The sequence below is a fragment of the Aneurinibacillus thermoaerophilus genome (assembly GCF_019603355.1).
Classification (GTDB): Bacteria; Bacillota; Bacilli; order Aneurinibacillales; family Aneurinibacillaceae; genus Aneurinibacillus; species Aneurinibacillus thermoaerophilus.
The window spans coordinates 1,655,851-1,675,615 of sequence record NZ_CP080764.1; the positions used below are offsets into that span (position 1 = coordinate 1,655,851).

General features: G+C 41.1%; 29 protein-coding genes and 1 pseudogene. 22 read left to right on the top strand and 8 right to left on the bottom strand.

Annotated elements, in window-relative coordinates; translation table 11 throughout:
• Positions 1 to 22: 22 nt before the first annotated feature.
• The 6 genes from K3F53_RS08645 to K3F53_RS08670 all read left to right on the top strand — a co-directional run bounded on the left by K3F53_RS08645 (position 23) and on the right by K3F53_RS08670 (position 3,555).
• The gene (locus tag K3F53_RS08645) at positions 23 to 160 is read left to right on the top strand and encodes a hypothetical protein (RefSeq protein WP_156424049.1); all 138 of its coding nucleotides are present in this window, start codon (positions 23 to 25) and stop codon (positions 158 to 160) included.
• A 105-nt stretch (positions 161 to 265) separates the two neighbouring features.
• A complete protein-coding gene (locus K3F53_RS08650) occupies positions 266 to 1,666 on the top strand; it encodes an aspartate kinase (protein ID WP_057898948.1) in 1,401 nt (466 codons plus the stop codon).
• A 263-nt stretch (positions 1,667 to 1,929) separates the two neighbouring features.
• A complete protein-coding gene (locus tag K3F53_RS08655) occupies positions 1,930 to 2,334 on the top strand; it encodes a hypothetical protein (protein WP_057898947.1) in 405 nt (134 codons plus the stop codon).
• 64 nt (positions 2,335 to 2,398) lie between these two features.
• Entirely contained in the window at positions 2,399 to 2,623 is a 225-nt protein-coding gene (locus K3F53_RS08660) for a hypothetical protein (RefSeq protein ID WP_057898946.1), read from the top strand.
• A gap of 247 nt (positions 2,624 to 2,870) precedes the next feature.
• Complete coding sequence (locus K3F53_RS08665) at positions 2,871 to 3,140, top strand: hypothetical protein (RefSeq protein WP_057898945.1); 270 nt, start codon at positions 2,871 to 2,873, stop codon at positions 3,138 to 3,140.
• Between the two features lie 226 nt (positions 3,141 to 3,366).
• Positions 3,367 to 3,555, top strand: coding sequence for a hypothetical protein (locus tag K3F53_RS08670; protein ID WP_057898944.1), 189 nt, complete (start codon positions 3,367 to 3,369; stop codon positions 3,553 to 3,555).
• Here K3F53_RS08670 and K3F53_RS08675 read toward each other — a convergent pair.
• On the bottom strand, positions 3,537 to 4,145 hold the full coding sequence (locus tag K3F53_RS08675) for a hypothetical protein (protein ID WP_236781857.1): 609 nt from the start codon (positions 4,143 to 4,145) through the stop codon (positions 3,537 to 3,539). The genes K3F53_RS08670 and K3F53_RS08675 overlap by 19 nt on opposite strands.
• 314 nt (positions 4,146 to 4,459) lie before the next feature.
• A complete protein-coding gene (locus K3F53_RS08680; RefSeq protein WP_091259863.1) occupies positions 4,460 to 4,720 on the bottom strand; it encodes a hypothetical protein in 261 nt (86 codons plus the stop codon).
• Between the two features lie 539 nt (positions 4,721 to 5,259).
• On the opposite strand from K3F53_RS08680, the pseudogene K3F53_RS19395 reads away from it, so the two are divergent.
• Together K3F53_RS19395 and K3F53_RS08695 are read left to right on the top strand one after the other, a co-directional pair.
• A pseudogene (locus K3F53_RS19395) lies at positions 5,260 to 5,768 on the top strand (hypothetical protein).
• Positions 5,769 to 5,801: 33 nt separating this feature from the next.
• Positions 5,802 to 6,014, top strand: a complete 213-nt coding sequence (locus K3F53_RS08695) for a hypothetical protein (protein WP_220560460.1) — start codon at positions 5,802 to 5,804, stop codon at positions 6,012 to 6,014.
• 81 nt (positions 6,015 to 6,095) lie between these two features.
• Here the strand turns inward: K3F53_RS08695 and K3F53_RS08700 are convergent, their stop codons facing one another.
• Together K3F53_RS08700 and K3F53_RS08705 are read right to left on the bottom strand one after the other, a co-directional pair.
• On the bottom strand, positions 6,096 to 6,542 hold the full coding sequence (locus tag K3F53_RS08700; protein WP_057898939.1) for an aminoacyl-tRNA deacylase: 447 nt from the start codon (positions 6,540 to 6,542) through the stop codon (positions 6,096 to 6,098).
• 140 nt (positions 6,543 to 6,682) lie between these two features.
• Positions 6,683 to 7,009: a hypothetical protein gene (locus tag K3F53_RS08705; protein WP_057898938.1), complete on the bottom strand. Its 327-nt coding sequence runs from the start codon at positions 7,007 to 7,009 to the stop codon at positions 6,683 to 6,685.
• Between the two features lie 275 nt (positions 7,010 to 7,284).
• On the opposite strand from K3F53_RS08705, the gene K3F53_RS08710 reads away from it, so the two are divergent.
• Both K3F53_RS08710 and K3F53_RS08715 read left to right on the top strand, forming a co-directional pair.
• Positions 7,285 to 8,562 (top strand): B12-binding domain-containing radical SAM protein, encoded by a 1,278-nt coding sequence (locus K3F53_RS08710; RefSeq protein WP_281423735.1) that lies wholly within the window; start codon positions 7,285 to 7,287, stop codon positions 8,560 to 8,562.
• A gap of 47 nt (positions 8,563 to 8,609) precedes the next feature.
• Positions 8,610 to 9,284, top strand: a complete 675-nt coding sequence (locus K3F53_RS08715; protein WP_057898936.1) for a M42 family metallopeptidase — start codon at positions 8,610 to 8,612, stop codon at positions 9,282 to 9,284.
• A gap of 225 nt (positions 9,285 to 9,509) precedes the next feature.
• Here the strand turns inward: K3F53_RS08715 and K3F53_RS08720 are convergent, their stop codons facing one another.
• Positions 9,510 to 10,289: a DUF4931 domain-containing protein gene (locus K3F53_RS08720; RefSeq protein ID WP_220560481.1), complete on the bottom strand. Its 780-nt coding sequence runs from the start codon at positions 10,287 to 10,289 to the stop codon at positions 9,510 to 9,512.
• 169 nt (positions 10,290 to 10,458) lie between these two features.
• On the opposite strand from K3F53_RS08720, the gene K3F53_RS08725 reads away from it, so the two are divergent.
• The 3 genes from K3F53_RS08725 (at position 10,459) to K3F53_RS08735 (ending at position 12,435) form a co-directional block, all read left to right on the top strand.
• Positions 10,459 to 11,565 carry a DUF3900 domain-containing protein gene (locus K3F53_RS08725; protein ID WP_091259858.1) on the top strand — a complete coding sequence of 369 codons (1,107 nt, stop codon included), beginning with the start codon at positions 10,459 to 10,461 and terminating at the stop codon, positions 11,563 to 11,565.
• 42 nt (positions 11,566 to 11,607) lie between these two features.
• Positions 11,608 to 11,823, top strand: coding sequence for a thiolase family protein (locus K3F53_RS08730; protein WP_091259856.1), 216 nt, complete (start codon positions 11,608 to 11,610; stop codon positions 11,821 to 11,823).
• A gap of 300 nt (positions 11,824 to 12,123) precedes the next feature.
• A complete protein-coding gene (locus tag K3F53_RS08735) occupies positions 12,124 to 12,435 on the top strand; it encodes a hypothetical protein (RefSeq protein WP_057898933.1) in 312 nt (103 codons plus the stop codon).
• 90 nt (positions 12,436 to 12,525) lie between these two features.
• Here the strand turns inward: K3F53_RS08735 and K3F53_RS08740 are convergent, their stop codons facing one another.
• Positions 12,526 to 12,705 carry a hypothetical protein gene (locus K3F53_RS08740; protein WP_091259854.1) on the bottom strand — a complete coding sequence of 60 codons (180 nt, stop codon included), beginning with the start codon at positions 12,703 to 12,705 and terminating at the stop codon, positions 12,526 to 12,528.
• 185 nt (positions 12,706 to 12,890) lie between these two features.
• On the opposite strand from K3F53_RS08740, the gene K3F53_RS08745 reads away from it, so the two are divergent.
• From K3F53_RS08745 to K3F53_RS08780, 8 genes are all read left to right on the top strand, one after another.
• Positions 12,891 to 13,529: a hypothetical protein gene (locus tag K3F53_RS08745; RefSeq protein WP_091261635.1), complete on the top strand. Its 639-nt coding sequence runs from the start codon at positions 12,891 to 12,893 to the stop codon at positions 13,527 to 13,529.
• A gap of 322 nt (positions 13,530 to 13,851) precedes the next feature.
• On the top strand, positions 13,852 to 14,613 hold the full coding sequence (locus tag K3F53_RS08750; protein ID WP_220560483.1) for a hypothetical protein: 762 nt from the start codon (positions 13,852 to 13,854) through the stop codon (positions 14,611 to 14,613).
• A 12-nt stretch (positions 14,614 to 14,625) separates the two neighbouring features.
• Positions 14,626 to 14,814 carry a hypothetical protein gene (locus K3F53_RS08755; protein ID WP_057898929.1) on the top strand — a complete coding sequence of 63 codons (189 nt, stop codon included), beginning with the start codon at positions 14,626 to 14,628 and terminating at the stop codon, positions 14,812 to 14,814.
• A gap of 220 nt (positions 14,815 to 15,034) precedes the next feature.
• Positions 15,035 to 16,225, top strand: coding sequence for an IS701 family transposase (locus K3F53_RS08760; RefSeq protein ID WP_220560495.1), 1,191 nt, complete (start codon positions 15,035 to 15,037; stop codon positions 16,223 to 16,225).
• Positions 16,226 to 16,478: 253 nt separating this feature from the next.
• Positions 16,479 to 16,790 carry a transposase gene (locus K3F53_RS08765; RefSeq protein WP_220560504.1) on the top strand — a complete coding sequence of 104 codons (312 nt, stop codon included), beginning with the start codon at positions 16,479 to 16,481 and terminating at the stop codon, positions 16,788 to 16,790.
• Between the two features lie 113 nt (positions 16,791 to 16,903).
• Positions 16,904 to 17,086: a hypothetical protein gene (locus K3F53_RS08770; RefSeq protein ID WP_082705997.1), complete on the top strand. Its 183-nt coding sequence runs from the start codon at positions 16,904 to 16,906 to the stop codon at positions 17,084 to 17,086.
• A 34-nt stretch (positions 17,087 to 17,120) separates the two neighbouring features.
• Complete coding sequence (locus tag K3F53_RS08775; protein WP_162265024.1) at positions 17,121 to 17,444, top strand: integrase core domain-containing protein; 324 nt, start codon at positions 17,121 to 17,123, stop codon at positions 17,442 to 17,444.
• Between the two features lie 108 nt (positions 17,445 to 17,552).
• Entirely contained in the window at positions 17,553 to 18,209 is a 657-nt protein-coding gene (locus K3F53_RS08780; protein ID WP_057898928.1) for a transposase, read from the top strand.
• Positions 18,210 to 18,426: 217 nt separating this feature from the next.
• Here the strand turns inward: K3F53_RS08780 and K3F53_RS08785 are convergent, their stop codons facing one another.
• Positions 18,427 to 18,849, bottom strand: a complete 423-nt coding sequence (locus K3F53_RS08785; protein WP_057898926.1) for a MarR family winged helix-turn-helix transcriptional regulator — start codon at positions 18,847 to 18,849, stop codon at positions 18,427 to 18,429.
• Positions 18,850 to 19,134: 285 nt separating this feature from the next.
• Between K3F53_RS08785 and K3F53_RS08790 the strand changes: the two genes are divergently transcribed.
• A complete protein-coding gene (locus tag K3F53_RS08790) occupies positions 19,135 to 19,290 on the top strand; it encodes a hypothetical protein (protein WP_156424046.1) in 156 nt (51 codons plus the stop codon).
• Positions 19,291 to 19,399: 109 nt separating this feature from the next.
• Here K3F53_RS08790 and K3F53_RS08795 read toward each other — a convergent pair whose 3' ends face one another.
• Positions 19,400 to 19,606 carry a YrzA family protein gene (locus K3F53_RS08795; protein ID WP_057898925.1) on the bottom strand — a complete coding sequence of 69 codons (207 nt, stop codon included), beginning with the start codon at positions 19,604 to 19,606 and terminating at the stop codon, positions 19,400 to 19,402.
• Positions 19,607 to 19,765: the final 159 nt, after the last annotated feature.

A 19,765-nucleotide genomic window follows, 5' to 3' on the forward strand; every position in this document is an offset into this window, starting at 1 on the left:
GCGGCATGAAGGTCAGCATTGAATGGACATACAAAGCGGCAGGTCGTACTGCATTCGGAAAAACGAAGCCGCTCAATCCATAGAGTCGAACAATGAGGCGGACGCGCTAGCCGGGCAGGCGTTGCGCGGAGAATTTATCGTAAGCCGCAAGCAACTGTGAAAAAACTGGCATGTTCAGATATTTTAGTATAAGATATGAGTATTCGGAAATATAGAAAAAGTCGTATTGTGACAGTGATGGACGACAGAAGTGGGGGATTAAGAAATGAAAGTAGCAAAGTTCGGAGGTACGTCTTTAGCGAATGCCGAACAAATTAGAAAAGTGTGCGATATTGTGCTTGCGGATCCGGATCGGAAAATTATCGTCGTATCCGCGCCAGGAAAAAGAGATAGAAATGACACGAAAGTAACCGATTTGCTTATCGCCTTGGCGGAGAGGTATTTAGCGGAAGGCGAAGCGGAGGCGGAATTGGCGGCAGTAGTGGAGCGTTATCGAGAAATCGCCCGAGGTCTTGAATTGTCAGAAGAGATTGTGGATGTAATCGAAGCGGATCTGCGCGAACGCTTAAAATTGGATCGCAGCCGACCTGAGATGTTTATGGATGCCCTGAAAGCGAGCGGGGAAGACAACAACGCCAAAGTTGTAGCACGCTATCTGCAAAGCAAAGGCGTTGCGGCCAGCTATGTCAACCCGAAAGAGGCGGGGCTTTTGGTCAGCGATGAGCACGGCAATGCTCAAGTGCTCCCGGAATCGTACGAATATTTGCGCACGCTCCGGGAACGGGAAGGTATTCTTATTTTTCCGGGCTTTTTCGGATATTCTCCGGCCGGAGAACTAGTGACATTCTCACGCGGCGGCTCGGATATTACTGGCTCAATTTTGGCCGCGGCCGTCAAGGCGGATTTGTACGAGAACTTCACGGATGTGGATTCCGTATTTTCCGCCAATCCGAACATGGTAAAAAATCCGCAACCGATTGAAAAACTTACGTACCGTGAAATGCGGGAATTGTCATACGCTGGCTTCTCCGTGTTCCATGACGAAGCGCTAATCCCGGCTTTTCGCGCGGGTATCCCTGTTTGTATTAAAAATACAAACAATCCCTCAGCTCGGGGCACAATGATCGTGTTTGAGCGTGAGCCGAATGGGAATCCTGTGGTTGGCATTGCCAGCGCGGACGGTTTTGTCAGTATTTACGTCAGTAAATATTTGATGAACCGTGAGATTGGGTTTGGCCGTCGGCTGCTGCACATTCTCGAAGATGAAAACCTGTCGTACGAACATATTCCGTCCGGCATTGACGATATCTCGGTCATTTTGAAGGAAGATAGATTCGATGCAGAGATTGAGAAACGCGTGGTAGAGCGTATTCGCAAGGAATTGGCTGTAGATGATGTCGTCGTGCAGCGCGGATTGTCTATGATCATGGTCGTAGGCGAAGGCATGCGCCACAATGTTGGCACGACGGCACGGGCGGCTGGTGCGCTGGCGCGAGCACACGTTAATATCGAGATGATTAACCAAGGATCTTCCGAAGTCAGCATGATGTTCGGTGTGCAAGCGGTAGACGAGGAAAAAGCGGTGCGTGCCATTTATGAAGAGTTTTTTCAAAGCGGCCCCGAAAAAAAGCACGCACTCGAAAAAGAAACAGTAACGAACCGATAAGCGGATTAGCCATAAAAATCGAATAAAAAGGAGGGGGAAGCGTAGAGCCGGCACGATTTGATCTAGTCGGCCCTGCGCGCATCGATATGTATATGGTCATTTACGATGCGATAACGGATTTTGGGTTCCTGTACAAAAAGGTCGAAGCATTCTCTACCTTGGACGAAGCAAAAGCGTTTGCCGTCGAAAAAAAGAAGGAAGGCGCACAAAATATCAAGCTCGTGCGAGAAGTAATGAGTTTGTGAGACAAACGGGGGTAGAAGATGAAACAGCGGATCTGGATCTGCTGCTTTTTGCTTATAGCACTTGTAGCGGCTGGATGTACGGAGCGGCAGGAAAAAATGGTATACTTAGGTGAATCAAAGAATTGGAAAGCGATGCTTACGGCCATTCACACCCCAGGTTCAGACAAAGAAACGCAGGTGCTTCGCCTGTCATACAAATCGCCTGACATTGATTCTGTCTATGATGTAAGCTACACGCTTGCGGGGGTACCGCGGGAAATCAAGGGCAGCGAAGATAATATGAACAATAAAAGTGCCATCACCCGCCGCATCGTATGCCAAGGATGCAAGCTTGCAGGCGAAAGGGATACATTTACGCTAACCGTGGAGTGGAGCCCGAACCGCAAAGAAATGTTTACGCTCAAATTCATACGCAAAGAATAGGCCCTTCCTTCCCGTATATTTAATAGCTATTAGGGAAAAATACGGGACAAGGAGGGGCTCTTTTATGATTGAAGTCAAATTGCAACCTGCTTGTTCGCATATTATGTATTTTGGCGCTGTAAAAGGTGGGCGCTTCTCGTTTTCCCTTCAGGATGACGCGCTTATTGGCCGTCTTTCTTCCTCTGAATTCGCGGCATTTTTGAAAGATAACAATCTGGTGACATATCATGATGCGCTAAAAAGTTACGAAAGCGGAGAAATCGTTGGCCGCTTTGAAACTTTGACGTAGCGTTCCCTCCTGTACTTTACCTGAGCCCTTCTAAGGGTTCTTTTTTGTTTATATGTACTTTGGAACGTTTATACAGTGTAAAAAGATATGGAATTCGAAGAGAAAAATAAGATATTATGGACTTATGAATTACCTAAGATTTTTAATTAGGTATAAAGAATCATACAGGTAGAGAGTGAGGGAACGTACGTTGACATCGAGTTACGTTGATTATTTTACGGACCGGCGGGGAAGGATAACAGCCTGCATGGTAAATACATACGTTAACGATGAAAAATATCATGCGATAAAAATCGAGTTGGGCAAAGAGTATGTAGTGCAACCGCTTAACGCGTTAAAAAAGAAGCATCGGGGCCGGCACTGTATTGTCATCGGGTTTATACAGGATGAAACCGGAATGCCTGTAGACGCCAGGGTCAAATTTTTGGATACGAATCGCACGGGACGAGTCAGTATCCGCGATCTGCGAGAAGCCCGCTTGGTTAACGTGAACGCAGAGTCAGGATTTCACGAATGATTGCTTTTATCCGGTACCTCTTTTTCAATCATTTCTTTGCTTTGGGTGATGTTTTGAAGCCGTAGATTAACGACGGCTTCTTTTGCATGAATGACGTCCTATGTATTATGTGAGTGGTTTTTTTGAAATTAGGCAGGAAGGTTTCTTTTGTTATCGAAATTATTAAATAATTCATGATAGAAGCAAAAAGCATTCCAAAGCGATAAAAAGCGCAGGGGGAGACGTCATGCATTCGGATGGATGGGATTTATATTTGTTTCACGAAGGCAGCTTATTTCGCGGTTACCGGGTGTTTGGTGCGCATCTGTGCTGCGAACAAAACAAGGCAGGTGTGCGATTTGCCGTATGGGCACCGCGCGCAAAGCAGGTCAGCGTCGTGGGCGATTTTATGGCTGGTCAGGTGCGCGGCACATGATGCAAAAAGTCAGCGGGTCGGAAGGTGTATGGTCGCTCGATGAATACCGCTGCTTGAATTTTCTTTTCTAATTCTTGTAGAGTTAACTGATTGAATTCCGAATATCCTGATTGTTCTAGGGAAATTACTTTTCCTTCATGGACGGGATATACTCCCTGCCAGCCTCCAATGATCGTGTATAAATGAGTTCCTGCAACGGATGTAAGAAAACATACGTATTCTCCTTCTGCCATCGGACCTGGATAAACTTTATTTAGAGGATGCGAGGGATCAGGGAGCGGTTCAATCCCGGTCGATAAGACACGAATCGAGCGCGGGCCAGTTCCTTTCAAAAATTTTTTTACATGAAAACTCTGCACAAAATTGACCAATTCACCACCTTCAACCCGTTTTCCTGTTGGCTGCTTCTGGTTCGCGGCATCGAACTTTCCGAAGGCGATGATGGTTGAACTATTTATCAACTCTTTTACGTTTGTTGTAGGTTGACTGTTGATAATAAATTTTGGAATCATATTATATTGGGCCGTTGCGGGTAGATCACATCCCAAAAGCAAAAAGATACAAACAAAATGCTTACATAATTGTTTCATTGACTCTCACCTTAGCATAATATTTGAAAGAACGTTTCACAGATGTTGCCTATTCACTTCATATGATAAATAGTTGGATGAGTAACAGCCGTAATACATCTATATTTTGAGAACGTTCCTTATGTTTTATGTGAGAGCTTTGCGAAAGCTAAATGTTAATTTTTAACATTGGATGATTTTAACCGAATTCGGGGATTTTGTTATTGATGGGTTTACTATCATTCATGTTATCGGACGTTGATTAGCTTCATCCTTTTTTAAACATAGATGAATAGAAGAGGGTGCCCGTTATTTCGGAGCCCCCTCTTTTGATATTATTTGTCTTCCTCTTCCTCTTCGTCTGCCTCATCTTCAGATTCTTCCAATTCCAACTCCACTTTATCTCCATCTTCGAATTCGACGTCTACTTCTGCTACTTCAGTCCAATCAACTTCAGCAAACATACTTTTAATCGTGTCTTCTGACGATTCCTCTAGGTCGTATTTTTTTTCTTTACCGTTCTTGAATTTCACTTGAATTTCTTCAACTTTCTTTTCTCCGTTTAACAATTTTTTAATGTTTTCGGCAAATTGCATGGAGATTCAATCCTTTCTTTATGGTATAAAAAGTTTTCCCTCTATAATACTATGCAATGATCTAGTGTTGTATTATATGCACGAACATCAGAAAGTTGCTTTTATATATAGAGCCTGCTTATCGAACAGGAAGACCGAGAATCCCACGCAAAGTACTGCTTACATGCTTCTTGCTTCAATCCTACTTTAGTGTTGTTTTCTTACGGAAGTGTACTTCTTGAACGCTCTCATTCTTACTGGGGTTTTACTGTTGGGCTTTCAGAGGTACCACCCGCGAAAAGGCGGGCAAAGTTGGATTTTTATATTAGTTTCGCAACAACATCAATATTTGTATAAAATGTTAAAATTATATATTTATTGTTTAAAATTCCAGATAAATTACCTACTATTTAGTTAACTTGCGGATGGATACTAGGGAGGTGGATAAAAGTAAACTCTATTATTTAGCTACGGTAAACTAATAGTTAAAAAGTGCGGTTTGTTTGCTTGATCAGCAAAACTAGATGCATAGCTTATAAAACTTTAGAGGAGAGAACGATATGGGACATGTCATTACAGGAATACGTGCAACAGGAATACCGCACCTAGGAAACTATGTAGGGTCTATAAAACCAATCATTGATTTGCAAAATGAACATACGTTTTTTCAGGTTGTGGAGGATTTACACGCAGTTTCACATGTGAAAAAAGCTGATATTTTAGAACAAAATATCCTGACTATTACTGCCTGCTACCTGGCCTGTGGCATTAATGTAGAGAAATCTATAATCTGGAGACATCACAGGCGAAAGAGCTAACCCGTATCATGTCTGTTTTGTCTGCATGTACATCTCCCGAAGAAGTGGATGAATTAATGGATAGACAGAACAACCAGGGCATGGATTTTCTGAGCTACATGTATCCTTTGCTGATGGCTTCTGATACGCTCATGGTTAATGCAGATTATGTATTCGTTGAAGTGGACCACAAAAACGGCCTGGCGTTTATTAAAAATTTGGCTGAGCGATTTAATAATATGTATGGAAACATTTTACGTGTTCCTTGTTAAGCTTATTGTCGACTTTTAGCTCGATGGAAGAATATGATTCAATTAGTGCAAGCCTTAAAAACAATGAGATTGATTGTGTTTTTGTCAATAAATAAAGAGTTAAATCCAATACGGAAAAAGTTTGCAGAGATTATTAAACATCCCGATTATATTCAAAATGTTTTAGATAACGGATTAAAAAAGATGAGAGAACACAGTGAAAGTCACATTGAAAAGATGTTAAAGGCTGCAGGAGTTTACTACTAGTCGCATCTTATAACTTTAGGAGAAAGTTTGACCCCAACGAACGAGAAAATCCTTGTTTGAAGGGGTCTATTTGTTCTACTTCTATTCGATTAATCCTATAATTTTATTTACCTTGTTTAGATGAAGAGGGTTGATTTTCAATGTATAATTCGGGTGACCAGAACCCCCATAAATGAATGGATAACTTTGTAGACGGTAATCAACTAAATAAGGAAGATCCATTCCTACCAACGGTATGGTGCCGATTTCATACCCGGTAACGCTTTTAATTTCATCCGATTTGGCTAAACGGACTTGAGTGTATCCTAGAACATCACTAATTCGATTTAGGTCTAGTTTTGGACTGTTTCCCGAAGAAATAACAGCAATGTACTCGTCCTCTGCTTTTAAAACAAGAGTAGAGGCGGCCTGCCCTTTGTTAATTTTTAAGATTTCGATGCCGTCTTTTAGCGATAATATGGGCGATTTATGATAGATAAACTCGAAGTCAACTCCTTTATCGGATAATGCTTGTTTAACCTTTTCCATAGAATTTCCTCCTTGATAACACCGGTAATTTTCTTATATGCAAGTTCACGGCGCTTAACAGTATCAGTTCAAGATGTGGTCGCAGCTTTTGTTCTGAAGCATACAAAAAAACATTTTTCTCCCTCGTACTAATTTCTGTGTTATATACTTGGTAAACATCTTTTGCTTGCAGAAAACAGAAGATAGAAGCGAAATCCGAGTGAAATAAGCTCAAAAATGGTCGCTTCTTGATCCTCTGTATAAAAAATAATAGATTTTTGAACCCCTGTATGACTGATTTCCCTTTGTTTGAATAAAGTAGCAGCTTGGACAGAAAATAAATACAGTTCATGGGTATTTTCGGATGGAATTTCATTTACAATGTTGATCTTGCTGTCTATCTCAATTGCAGTAAGGAACTTACATGTTTTATCAAGTGCTCTATGAAGTATATCCTCCTCACTTTTTAGACAGCAAACATTTAACATATTTTTTCACCTGCCGTTCTTCTTTTTTATAGAAATACAGAAAAACTTACGGTTGTATAATAATGTAATTTCAATCCTTTTTATACCAAAATTAAGAAAAAAATTATTGAACATTTAATTCAAAAAATATTCAATTTATTTTACGAAAAACTAGTAATTATACGAGTTTTATAAAAAATGGAATTGTATATAAATGGTTTATTCGGTGGAAGGAGAATTAAAATGGCCCAATTTCTTTTTTTGTTACCGCCCAATCCTAGAGTATACTCAGAAAAATCAACAGAGGTTATAGAAAACTCGTCTCCCCCTTTAGGAATTTCTTATTTAGGAGTGTACTCGAGCAAAAGGAATGTGAAGTACGTATCATAGATATGAATCTAACAGGAATGAATGTAGAAGATATCGTTCCTATTATAGAAAAGGAACAAGCACAAGTCGTGGGCATTTCAACAGGCACGCCAACATTTCCAAATGGTGTAAGAATCGCTGATTTAATAAAGGCAGTACATCCACAAACATATATCGTTTTTGGTGGAATCCATGCAACTTCCTTGCCGAACGAAGCCCTGATAAACCCATCAATTGATATTGTATGTCGCGGTGAAGGTGAGCTTGTTATTGCTGATTTATACGAAGCGTTAATTCTATCGAAAAAACCACTTGCTGAAGTTCCAGGTATCTCTTTTAAAATTGATGACCAAGTGATTCACAATCCGCCGCGTGAATATATTACTAATTTGGATGAAATACCATTCCCAGCAAGGCATCTCCTTTCACTGAGTAAGTATTCCCAACGAGGGGCGATGGTTACTAGTAGAGGATGCCCTGCAAGATGTATTTTCTGTTCTTGTGGTGCATTTGCCGGAAGAACCATTCGAACGCGTAGCCCTGAGAACGTAATAGCCGAAATAAGGGTAATGCATGAAACATATGGTATTACTCAATTTCAATTTCATGATGACACCTTTACCATGTTTCCCGATCGTGCCATTGAAGTATGCAAATTATTAATAAAAGAAAATAAAGGATGGGAGTTTGGTTGCCAGTCTCGTGTAACGCAAATTACACAGGAGCTTGCAGACATTTTATACGCAGCAGGTTGTAGAGCTATACAGTTTGGAGTTGAATCTGGAAATCCTTACGTGCTTCGCTCTATACGGAAAGGAATTACGTTAGAAAAAGTAGAGGAAGCTGTAAAGGCGGTACGAAAGGCTGGGATTCCACATATTACTTGTGGATTTATGGTAGCCCATCCTGAAGATACGAAAGAAACAATAAAAGATACTGTAAATTTTGCTAAAAAATTAATTGGATTAGGAGCTACAAGCTGCCCAATGAGTATTTTTACACCATATCCTGGTACGGACATATTCAATAATCCGGAGAAATATGGAATAAAAATACTAAGTAGGGACTGGGAAAAGTACACTTTTTCGCGCGCACACATTGAGACAAAAAATCTGACTCAACGGGAAATACATGAACTATATGTTGAGGGGCTAATTCAAATTCTTGAGGCGCAAGGAAATAAACCTTTTCAGAAGACTTCTTAACCAAATCGAGAGGATAACTTAAGCAAATATTGGTGGGAGGGGTCGGCATGGATGAACGGTTACAAATGTATAAGGAGTTAACAGAGTTACCAGGTGCACCGGGTCATGAGAAAACTATACGCAAAGCAATGGAAAGATATATCCGGGATTATGCTGATGAGTTAAGTACAGACAATCTGGGAGGCTTGATTGCCCGAATAGGGAACAGAGGGCCTAAAATCATGGTAGCTGCCCATCTTGATGAAGTGGCTTTTATAATCACATCAATCACACAAGAAGGCTTTCTTAAGTTTCTTCCTCTTGGTGGGTGGTGGAATCAGGTTATGCTGGCACAGAGAGTAACAATTCATACGAAAAAAGAGGTAATAGATGGGGTTATTGGCTCGATTCCACCTCATGTTCTATCAAATGAAGAGCGTAGAAAACCCGTTGAATTAAAGGATATGTTTATTGATATTGGAGCAACCAGCAGGGAAGAGGTAATAGAATTTGGTGTGTCTCCTGGTGATATCGTGATTCCGGTTTGTCCGTTTACGGTAATGAAAAATCCCAAAGTAATGATGGCTAAAGCCTGGGATAATAGGGTCGGTATCGCTATCATTATTGAGTTGTTTAAACGTTTAAGACAAGTAGACATTCCGAATCGTGTATTTGGAGTTGGTACCATACAGGAAGAATTAGGGATGCGTGGCGCTAAGACTGCAGCATATACCATTTTCTGAAAACAGGGGAGGTTATTTTTATTTTTTGTCTAAGGGTGTTGCAAAACGCATAATTTCTGAATAATGGGTAATAAAAAAACCACCTGTTTGGAAAAAATGGTGAGTATCCAACCATGAACCAAAAAGGTGGATACTCCCATGCTGCCCCAATTTACAATTATGAAAAATAATCGCTTGATTTTCTAAGCATATTTGGACGGATAGCAATATGCTTTTGGGCGTGGTTTATTTGACTGCACCGGAAAAATAAAGCGACTGGACGCGTTGCACCGTATCGTCCAAATTGTTGGGAATCTGCAGGATGGAATACCCCATCAAGTACGGTGAACCCGGTGCGCGCAGCACAATTTTGGCAATAATGTGACCCTGGTATTCATAGAAGAAAATGTTGTAGCTTTTGTATCTTTTATTCATATGATTTAGCAGAAAATGCACGGCAATCTGCACGTAATCCCCCATCTTATAAAGCGATTTCAGGTCGCTTAACACAACGTTAAATTCGGTGAAGCCACCTCGCGGACGGGTCGATAGATTGAATTCGACGCCGGGAGAACGGTCGATGACGATCCCTTGAAAATGTTCAGGCAGAAGGTGTGTGCGGTAATCGACGTCATAAAGCCCGACAATTTGCATATGTGCGTGATAAATCGAACCACCAGAGTGTATGCCGTGATTTTTGAAGAAAATAACAGAGCGGTATTTTCCGCTCTTTTCTATTGCGAGCCAGTTGTGTATCGCAAAATCAAACAGCGAATGCAGATGTTCTTTTCCGTATGTCGACAAATCACCTTCGCACGTCTCTGTTTCTATCAGTACCATCTGGTAGGCGCGCTCAAGCGTCTGAAACTTGTTTTCAATCAATAAAAAGGGGGCTTGCTGGCTAATAATCACCCCTTCTTTAAAAATGGTCTCCCGATCGCAAAACGGGCAGTTTGTTTCCCGGTTCAGAAGAGTTGAAGGTTTTTCCCGTGCGATGTTCGTTTGAAATTTCAAATATGTATGCATAGCCTACCTTCTTTCACCCGTAGAATGTTATATGTGTATTAAAATCATACTTAATTTTTGATAATCTGAAAACGTCTGTACGTGCCATAGGCGGTTTTCACGTTTCATTTAGTGAAAAAACAGGCTACAATAAAAATCTGTGGACATCATCAAAAACGGGGAGAAAGACATGGATTTTACCGTACAGTACCTTTCTTTTTTTGTTGTGCGCGGCGCAGATGAAAACGAAACAGCCGCCGGATACAAACATTATCAAACGCTGGATGAGGCAGGTTACCTGGGCAGCGCGCTTAAAGATTTTCTTGATGGAGAGTTTGCGCGTATTGTAAAGCGCAAAGTGGATCGCAACCCAAAAAATGAACAGGCGCCCACGAAAATCGGCCGTTTTATTGTAGAATCGGGCTACGAACTGGAAAGCAACCCGAATTATAATCTGTTTGCCCGCTTGCAGGAAGCGACCACCAAGGAAGATTTCCGGTGTCAGAGCGAAGAGCTTGCGCGGGCATATGCGAACACGAGCGCGGTTCGCGGGGGAGCATTAATCGTAGCGCGCGCCAAGCTGGACAAGTATTTTGACAAGGCGTTCATATTTATCATGAAATGCGACTTTGAGCCGAAAATCGCTACCATCACCGATGAGAGCAGCCTAATTAGTCAGGTGGAAATGGCGATTAGCGCGAAAAATATGAAGTCAATCCAATATCCGCATATGCCGGAAGAAGGCATGGTGGAGGAGTGGGAGCTGAAAATTCACCAGGCGTCGCATGCCCGTTATTTCGAAGACTTTCTCAAATTTGTTCAGTATGAAAAATCGTTACCGGAAATTATGAACACGCAAGTCATGGGGCTTGTGCAGCAGTATATTGAAATGACGTACGAAGCGGAAAGCGAAGAGCGGCGGCAGGAAGAAGAAGCGATAGAATTGTGGGCCGCAAGTGAGAAGCGCGAGTTGCAGAAGAAATGGTCGAGCGAACAAGTCATTGAAGCGGCGGCCGCGTTGGTGGAGCAGAGGCCGGATTTGGAAATGAAGCTGAAGCTCGACCATATTGCCATTAAAGCGTTACTTGCTGATTTCGGCGAAAATATTCACATTGCAAGACTCGGCGAGCGGTATGTTGTATTAATTGAAGGAAATACGTTTCAGTTTGAAAAAGGAGTGTCTCCGGTTGAATTGCTGCGCCCGGATGAACTGGAAGATGTACTCGCGCGTATCAGGCAAAAACAAACGCGGGGCATGGAGGATGCAATAGCGGAGGACGACAAACCGCCGTTTTAACATGACTAAATCTTTTGCGATGGCTTGTTGGATTCCTGTTGGATGATTCGATGTAAATCGTATTTTTATAGACCTGTATTTTTAAAAGAAATCATAGTGGAGCGAGCTGGCATCGCTGTCGACTGGTTGGATGAGGTCATCCTCGGAAACGTATTTCAATCCGGTGGAAAAGGGAATCTGGCCTGGCAAGCGACGCTAAAGGCAGGGATTCCGGAGACGGTTCCCGCCAAGCAAAAAGCAAGCAGGCAGTCAGAATAGCCTGCTTGCTTTTTACGCATTCGACTGTGCAAAAATCAACAAAATAATCATAAATGCCAAAAGAATGCTGGCTAAAATATATACGAGGCGTCGCACAAATTGCTTTTCATCCATACTTTATTCCTCCGTTTATCAGATCCTTTTCCAAAAATTATAGCACGTACCATTCTTTCATAAAAGAAAAGAGAAAGTACAAACCCAAATTTATTTTCCTATTCTATTGTGTTGTAACAAAAACATGTCTTTTGCTTACGATGGTAGTAGGGAAAACCGAAATGGTCATACAAGGGGATGGGAGGTATGGAGCACTTTAGCGTAGGCGAATGGGTCAGATTCCCATACAATGATAAAGGGAGAATACTGCTTCTTACCGGTTATGTGAAAGAAATGAACAAGGTGCAAATGATGATGACGGTATTTGTTCCGACAGTTAAAGACGGATTTTCCACGGCGGCGCGCAGCGGCCATTTTCGTGTACCGCTCGATGTGGCGGAAAAAATAAAGGATTTACAACTAGAACGAGAGGACTACGACACGTTGCTTGATATGGCGCTTGATAGCAGAGATGAGCAGTGGTTTGAAGAGCTGGTATGCAGGCGGAATAAAATGTAGCGAGGAGACTCGCTGCATTTTTCTTGCCGGAAAAGAAGGATGGATTTTGTGGTTGCTATAAAGGTTATGTCAGGATAGGGAAACAACGGGCTAGAACAAGCGCTCCAATTGCCCGGCGTAGCGTTGGAGTTGTGAGTAGTCGATCATGCCTTGCTCGTAAAAACGGCATAGTTCCGCGAATTCTTCGCTTTTGACCATTTTATAAAAGGATAGCCTTGGAATGTCGCCGCGTAAGCGGTTACGAAATTCTTTTTGCGTCGGAGCCCCCACGGAAGATTCACCTCGGTTAACAGATTGTTTTTTTAGTTTCGGTTTTTTAGCGTGAAAATAAACATAGCAGGCATAAAACAACCGAATCTATAATTTTATGAATAATTTGGAATATGTTAATTGATATCTTCCTAATTTTACTATATTATGAATATATTATAACAATCTCGTAAGGAGGAAGCAGTATGAAAAAGATGTTTAGGATTTTGTCATCTATCGTACTGGCAACGACTGTATTAGCACCTGCTGTATTTGCAGAAGAGGCTCCAACGCTTTCTTCAGAGAAAATTAGTACAGAAGAAGCCAAAGTAACAACACTAGAAGATTTAGATCGGAAGTTTAATTTGGAAAGTGTTGATGTTTTGCCTAAAGGAGTCATCCCTTTGAAATTTAATTCTGTGACAGAGGCAGACCAATATTTGTCATCAAAATATCTTAATGTAAGTCAAACAGCAGATAATGACAATTTCTCTCAAATGAGTGAAAGCAATGCAGGTAATACAACAGGGGAAATTCTTAGCACGCAAACAATAACAAAAACTAAATCTACTAAATTACAAGGTAGAATAAATCTAGATGTAACAGCAGTATATATACTAAAAAATGGATACATTTACAGTCTAGAAAAAGTAACGTCAGATATATCGGGAGAGACAACAAATTTTTCATGGAAACAAACTAGCTATACAGAAAAGAGACTTGACGCGAATAGAACAATTGCATTGACTGTGTATGGGGAACTCACAGAATATATGTACGTTAACGGACAAATAAGAAAAATTGTAACATCAAAAAATGTTTATGTGGAATTTCATGGTGCTTAATATTACAATAATCAGCCTGAGCAATGGGGCTGATTGTTATAATTACAAAACAATAAAAGCATAAATTATTAACTGTATTTGCCCAAAATGGATAACATAAATTTACAATAGTAAACAAAAAGAGACATCAACATTCATCCTGTGTAAAAATAGATGTACCACCAAACATTTTTACGCAGAGGAGAATGCTGTATATCTCATACGTATAGCGTAGCACATCAACAGGAAATCAACAATATTTTGCGCAAGTGGAATTTCCCGCTCTGTTTTTCAAAAGCAGTCATGAACCATATGGTTCATTTTATAGATGGTGTCATGACCCATGGCTTCTCTGGTACCCTTACCGATATTCACCGAGAAAGCTGCCATTCACGAAATCGGCGTACACTCAGTCATTTCTTATCACACGGAAAATGGGATGAAAACTACCTCATGCGCATCATCCAGGAAAAAACCTGTATCTTTATTGCTAGCTGCAACTTTAATGGCCGGTGCCGGAGTTTCGAGCTTTTCCGCTGTAGCAAGTGCTGCACCTACTACTCAAGATATTCAGATTCAACAAAATGAAAAATTAGACATTAGAAAATTTGATCAGTTTATCACTGTTGAAAACGATCGTTTTATTATCGCTGATGAAGCTGCCTTAGAAAAAGTGGCCACTAATGAAGAAGTAGTTTTAGTTAAGACTGCACTTGACCAAGCTAACGGAATTTTAGATGAATCTCCAGGTGCTGTTCTTGATGGAGAAAAAACTTTCACGGTACCTGCCAAGCAAGAAATAACACAAAATAAGACTGGAGAATTCGCTAGTTTAGCTGCTTCTGGAGAAGGAATACGGGACATTAAGTTTCATTGGTGGGGCGTTGAAATTTATTTAACAAAAACGGACGTAAATGCTATTGTTAAAGGAGGAATCTCAGGAGGTACAACATATCTGGGAGCTATATTTGGTGGCTTAAGTGGAGCAGTCGCAGGTGCTGTAGCAGGTGCTGTCCTTAGTGAATATGCAGGGGCCGTAATCGTTCCTCTCAAAATCACTTATACGTACTTATCTCCTATGCTGCCAAGTGTTTCCCCACAGTAAAGGAGGGAGTCTGTGAGTAACAGCGCGAAAAAGGCACTCATTTCAGCCGTTATCGTCGCTATCTTAGTTGGCTTGTTTAGCATAACTATTTCCGAGCAAACAGTAAGATTAGTCGTTACTATTCCTGCTGTGGTAATTGCGGTTCTGCTAGTTTATTTCTTTATGCGGGATAAAACAGGTGGAAAAAACAATAAATACTAAAAACAAAAGAGGCCGCCCCATATAGGGCGGCTCGATTTTTGGAGTCTACTGTTATAATAAAATAAACAACGATAGGTTTTTTGCTATGATTTAACTAATAACTGTAGTTGCCCAAAAACACTTACACAAATTTACAATTGAATAGAAAAGAGACATATCTCTTCACCCTGTGTAAAAATAGAAGTACCACCAACCACTTTTACGCAAAGGAGAAGACTATATGCCTCTTACGTATAGGGTAGCACATCAACAGGAAATCAACAATATTTTACGTACCTGGCGTTTCCCACTTTATTTTTCTAAGCCGGTAATGAACCATATGGTTCATTTTCTCGATGGTGTGATGACCAGAGGTTTTTCTGGAACGTTAACCGATATCCATCGTGAAAGCTGCCATTCACAAGACCGACGGACACTGAGCCATTTTCTTACTCATGGGAAGTGGAATGAGCAGCATTTGATGCGTATAATTCAGCAACAATCATGGGAGAGCATCAAGAGGGAAGCGAAACATACACAAGAGCCGATTTTCGTTATTATCGATGATACGGTCTGTAGAAAGACAAAGCCCTCGTCACAGGCATTGTCCCCTATGCAAGGAACAGATTTTCACTATTCCCATACCGAAGGTAAGTCAGTATGGGGGCATGCAGTAGTTCAGGAATTCATTCGATGTGGTGAAAAAGCATTCCCTTATGCGTTTAGCCGATACGAATCAGAGCAAAACAGCAAAATTGATATTGCATGTGAACTGCTTTCTATGGTGCCAAAAAGTTCTTTTTCTACTTATGTTCTTATGGATACATGGTATCCTGCTCAATCTGTACTCGAAACCTGCGCTTTATCTGGATTTCACGTCATTAGCGGTATAAAAACCAATCGTATTATTTATCCATATGGTATTTGGCAGTCAATAAAGGAATTTGCCTCGCACATCCATAAAGAAGATACCGACCTTGTGACCGTCGGTCACGCTTCTTATCACGTCTATCGTTATGAAGGCAAGCTAAATTTCATTGAAAATGCTGTGGTACTACTGTGTTGGGATGCGACCCAGCCAATGACTCTCCAAACTATGCGGGCATTCTTAAGTACAGACGTTTCCTTATCTAATGAGCAAATTCTAACGTACTACAGTAAACGTTGGGCGATTGAGACTTATTTTCGTACCATGAAAAGCAACTTTTCCTTTAACGGTTATCAAATACGTAGTACCGTTGCAATTAAGCGGTTTTGGACATTGCTTTCTTTTACAGCCATGTTCTGCAGTGTAACAGGACACGGTGATATCTTAACAGGACTACGAAGTTGGCAAAACAAAAAGACAGAGAGTTGGATCGAATTTGTTTACTATGAAGCAAAGGCAGGAACGCAGCTGGATTTGATAAAAAATCAGTTACAAGCTGCCTAGGAGAACCTTCGGTTCTTTCTACATGGTAAATTTTGTATCAAATTTTGGGCAAGTCTAGTAATAAAATATGAACGGAATTTGACACTCCACATGGCTAAAGCCAGGGGATTCTTAAGTGATTAGCGTTCGCAGTCCATTTCTGTTTTGAACAATCCTTAAGATTACGGTGTGCCATCTCTTTAGCCCCCTAGAGAAGTTGGACACTAAGAGTGTGTTTTGATTACACTTATAGTGACAGAGGGGGAAGACATCCATGACAAGAAGAAAGTATTCCATTGATTTTAAAAAACAAGTGGTGAAAGAAGCGAAAGAGACCGGTAATTTAGCAGCCGTTGCTCGCCGGTATGAATTATCTGCTAACATGGTGGGGCACTGGAAGCGAGAGCTGGAAAGCGGAAAACATGGAGACATCGACTTCTCTACGGTTCCTGTCCTAGATGCCGAAGAAGTTGTGAAAGAAAATGAGCAGCTCAAACGCCTACTTGGCGAACAGGCATTGGAACTTGCGATTTTACGTGATTTGATAAAAAAGAAAAACCCTCACTTGCTGAAAAACTTGAAGTAGCGGAACGCTATATTCAGCAGGGCTATCCGAAACGGCTAGTCTTGCGTTTTGCCCGAATTCCACGCTCCACGTATTACTACCATCGAAAACGAAAAGGGCAGGATGTGGAACCAGTGAAAAGTGAAGGACGAGTCATACCGGGCTATTCCCTAAAGCAGGACGGCACAAAAGTGTCCGATGAACAGATCAAAGAATGGTTGATGGAAGACATGGAAGGCGAAGCCTATGCCTATGGGTACCGTAAACTGACCATCTTTTTACGTCGGATCTGCGTATCATATCAGCTTGTCTTGTGAAGCAAAGGATGCGAGTCGTACTGTACAGCAGGCATTGTTTAAACGGCAGTTATTTGGAACAGAAGCACGTCCCGTCTTTCGTTCCGATAATGGCCCACAGTTTACGTCTCATCACTTTAGCCAAGCGTGTGAAACATTCGGTATTGTGCATGAGCGTATCCCGCCGCGAACACCGAATATGAATGCGCACATCGAAGCCTTTCATCGCATTCTGGAAGATGAATGTCTGGCACGTTATGAATTCATGTCCTACGCAGAGGCTTATCAGGTTGTAGCAGAATTTATCCGCTTTTATAACGAAAGGAGAATCCATTCTAGCATTTGCGATTTAGCGCCACAAGAGTTTTATGTGCTCTAAACAGAACGTAAGTTCGTGATAAAAGAAGTCCGAGTATAAACGAGTAATTGTTTGAAAAAAGACGAATAAGGTTGTCTGTGTCCAAATGGTGGGGGTTAATCCGATTGCGTGATTCCCTATGATTTCAAACGATATGAATCCGAGAAGCAAAGTAAAATTCAACTGGCCTGTGAGCTTGTAGCGAATTTACCACGTTGTTCACAAAAGAAATATCTTCTTATTGATACATGGTATCCTGCCAAAAGTGTACTTGAAACAGCCGCACAATCTGGATGTCATGTAATCAGCGGCTTAAAAACCAATCGCATTTTTTATCCGCAAGGGATTCGTCAATCATTGAAAGAATTTGCGAACCATATTAGAAAAAGTGATACCGACCTTGTGACCGTCGGTCACACTTCCTATCGTGTTTATCGTTATGAAGGAAAACTAAACATGGTTGAAAATGCTGTAGTGTTTTTATGTTGGGATGCCGCTGAGTCGCTCACCTTGAAAAACATGCGAGCTTTTCTAAGTACAGATATTTCGTTATCTAGTGAACAAATTCTATCCTACTATAGCAAGCGATGGGTAATTGAAACATACTTTCGAACGATAAAGGGTAATTTTTCGTTTGACTGTTATCAAGTACGAAGTACAAAAGCAATTCATCGTTTCTGGACACTGCTATCTTTGTACCGCTGCTTTTTGCATCCTTACAGGACACGCTACACTTCTAGATGGATTACAGCGATGGCGGGTAAAAAAAAGCCAAAGCTGGATTGAATTTGTCTATCAAGCAGCAAGAGCAGGAGAGTCGCTGGATTTTATTCCAAAACAGCTGCAAGCTGCATAGGGAATTCTTCGTTTCTTTGTAGATGGTAAATTTTGTTTCTAATTTTTATAAAACTATACAAATCATCTACCATAGTATACCCAACAATTGCTTTACTCCTTTTCCTTTTTAGCTCTTTTATTTTTTCAAACTTTCTCCTCATACGCCTCATCTGATGTTAGCCAGCATTTTGCTATAGATGCGGATTAAGTCCTCGATATCTTGGGCAGATAAGCACTCATAAAACTTCTTCATCAATTCTTTGCGTATTAATTGAGCTTTTTGTAGTGTTTCCCTTCCTTTCTCCGTAATTTCAAGCAGGACAATTCTTCGATCTTTTTCCGACCGTTTACGTTCCACATATCCTCCGGCAATCAAACGATCGGACAGCCCGGTAACGGAAGGAAGCGTAATATTTAATTCGTTAGCCAAATCCGAGACCCGTTTAGGTCCCTGCGTTTCCAGGATTTCCAGCAGTAACGCCTGGGAACCTGTGAGACCGGATTCTGTGTTTTTGTGCAAATTGCTGTTGATTTTCCGGGATAGCACGCGGAAAATTTCTTCTAATTCCTCCAACAAGCGAGTATGCATATTGGTTTCTTCCTGCATCGTTTTTCAGCCCTTTTCCTCGGTTAATTAATGAGCTTTCGAATTATTAGTATAACTAACAATTCGATATTATATTGATTTTTTATTTATTCGTCAACCGGTTGGGATATATTCTGACTTTTTTGAGATGGCTGATTTTATGTGGATTTGACACATAATGTTCATTGAATATTTAACGAAATGTTAAGAAATTAAAACATCACATTAAGAACTTCGTATTACAATGAAACTTGAAGAAGAAAGTACCTTGTGAGGAGGATATAAATTATGAAAGATTGCGTAATCTGCGGCAAAGAAACGGAAGACATATGCATTTGCCAAGTTTGCATGGACGTTCAAGAGTTCGGTTATCCGTCGTTCCCGGCGTACGCGTTGGTTGAAAAAGAGGAAACAGAAGAAAAGGTATTGGAATTGGTCGGCTAATATACATTGTTGATGTTTTATTATTTGCTATTTTTACACACAATAAATCAGGATGTCTCTTTTTTATGAATGGAAAAACGGAGTGCCTTGTGTTGCACTCCGTTTGCGCTTATTTCGCTTTGAAATGAACGACAGCGCTGTAAAGCGGACGCCCGGTTTCCGGATGGAAGGCGACGTGGTGGGTAACCGAATGTACTTCCAGCAGCAGCGCCTTGTTGTTTTCGATTTGCTCGTCGATTTTTCTCTCCAATGTCTTAAGGTCGTTTGCCTCGAAGAATTCGATCTTGTCATGAATGCGTTCCAATTTGAATTCCATTGCGTTTATCTCCTTATCTTTAGTTTTTCCTTTACTCTATCATTCTTATTATAGAAGGAAGGGAAGCGACCGGAAAGTGGGGGGGATTGTGTGGAAGATATGCCTGTCTTGCTGCGGAAAATTTTGATAGAATGGAAAAAAGAAGGCGAAAAACAGTGG

Excerpts from the sequence above, each read along its gene's own strand:
- K3F53_RS08695 (WP_220560460.1), top strand. The coding sequence starts at position 5,802 with ATGATTCAATTAGTGCAAGCCTTAAAAACAATGAGATTGATTGTGTTT.
- K3F53_RS08725 (WP_091259858.1), top strand. The coding sequence starts at position 10,459 with ATGGATTTTACCGTACAGTACCTTTCTTTTTTTGTTGTGCGCGGCGCA.
- K3F53_RS08735 (WP_057898933.1), top strand. The coding sequence starts at position 12,124 with ATGGAGCACTTTAGCGTAGGCGAATGGGTCAGATTCCCATACAATGAT.
- K3F53_RS08785 (WP_057898926.1), bottom strand. The coding sequence starts at position 18,849 with ATGCATACTCGCTTGTTGGAGGAATTAGAAGAAATTTTCCGCGTGCTA.
- K3F53_RS08745 (WP_091261635.1), top strand. The coding sequence starts at position 12,891 with ATGAAAAAGATGTTTAGGATTTTGTCATCTATCGTACTGGCAACGACT.
- K3F53_RS08650 (WP_057898948.1), top strand. The coding sequence starts at position 266 with ATGAAAGTAGCAAAGTTCGGAGGTACGTCTTTAGCGAATGCCGAACAA.
- K3F53_RS08670 (WP_057898944.1), top strand. The coding sequence starts at position 3,367 with ATGCATTCGGATGGATGGGATTTATATTTGTTTCACGAAGGCAGCTTA.
- K3F53_RS08700 (WP_057898939.1), bottom strand. The coding sequence starts at position 6,542 with ATGGAAAAGGTTAAACAAGCATTATCCGATAAAGGAGTTGACTTCGAG.
- K3F53_RS08665 (WP_057898945.1), top strand. The coding sequence starts at position 2,871 with ATGGTAAATACATACGTTAACGATGAAAAATATCATGCGATAAAAATC.
- K3F53_RS08655 (WP_057898947.1), top strand. The coding sequence starts at position 1,930 with ATGAAACAGCGGATCTGGATCTGCTGCTTTTTGCTTATAGCACTTGTA.
- K3F53_RS08680 (WP_091259863.1), bottom strand. The coding sequence starts at position 4,720 with ATGCAATTTGCCGAAAACATTAAAAAATTGTTAAACGGAGAAAAGAAA.
- K3F53_RS08645 (WP_156424049.1), top strand. The coding sequence starts at position 23 with ATGGACATACAAAGCGGCAGGTCGTACTGCATTCGGAAAAACGAAGCC.
- K3F53_RS08795 (WP_057898925.1), bottom strand. The coding sequence starts at position 19,606 with ATGGAATTCAAATTGGAACGCATTCATGACAAGATCGAATTCTTCGAG.
- K3F53_RS08790 (WP_156424046.1), top strand. The coding sequence starts at position 19,135 with ATGAAAGATTGCGTAATCTGCGGCAAAGAAACGGAAGACATATGCATT.
- K3F53_RS08715 (WP_057898936.1), top strand. The coding sequence starts at position 8,610 with ATGGATGAACGGTTACAAATGTATAAGGAGTTAACAGAGTTACCAGGT.
- K3F53_RS08675 (WP_236781857.1), bottom strand. The coding sequence starts at position 4,145 with ATGAAACAATTATGTAAGCATTTTGTTTGTATCTTTTTGCTTTTGGGA.
- K3F53_RS08720 (WP_220560481.1), bottom strand. The coding sequence starts at position 10,289 with ATGCATACATATTTGAAATTTCAAACGAACATCGCACGGGAAAAACCT.
- K3F53_RS08760 (WP_220560495.1), top strand. The coding sequence starts at position 15,035 with ATGCCTCTTACGTATAGGGTAGCACATCAACAGGAAATCAACAATATT.
- K3F53_RS08705 (WP_057898938.1), bottom strand. The coding sequence starts at position 7,009 with ATGTTAAATGTTTGCTGTCTAAAAAGTGAGGAGGATATACTTCATAGA.
- K3F53_RS08750 (WP_220560483.1), top strand. The coding sequence starts at position 13,852 with ATGGCTTCTCTGGTACCCTTACCGATATTCACCGAGAAAGCTGCCATT.
- K3F53_RS08765 (WP_220560504.1), top strand. The coding sequence starts at position 16,479 with ATGACAAGAAGAAAGTATTCCATTGATTTTAAAAAACAAGTGGTGAAA.
- K3F53_RS08660 (WP_057898946.1), top strand. The coding sequence starts at position 2,399 with ATGATTGAAGTCAAATTGCAACCTGCTTGTTCGCATATTATGTATTTT.
- K3F53_RS08730 (WP_091259856.1), top strand. The coding sequence starts at position 11,608 with ATGATTCGATGTAAATCGTATTTTTATAGACCTGTATTTTTAAAAGAA.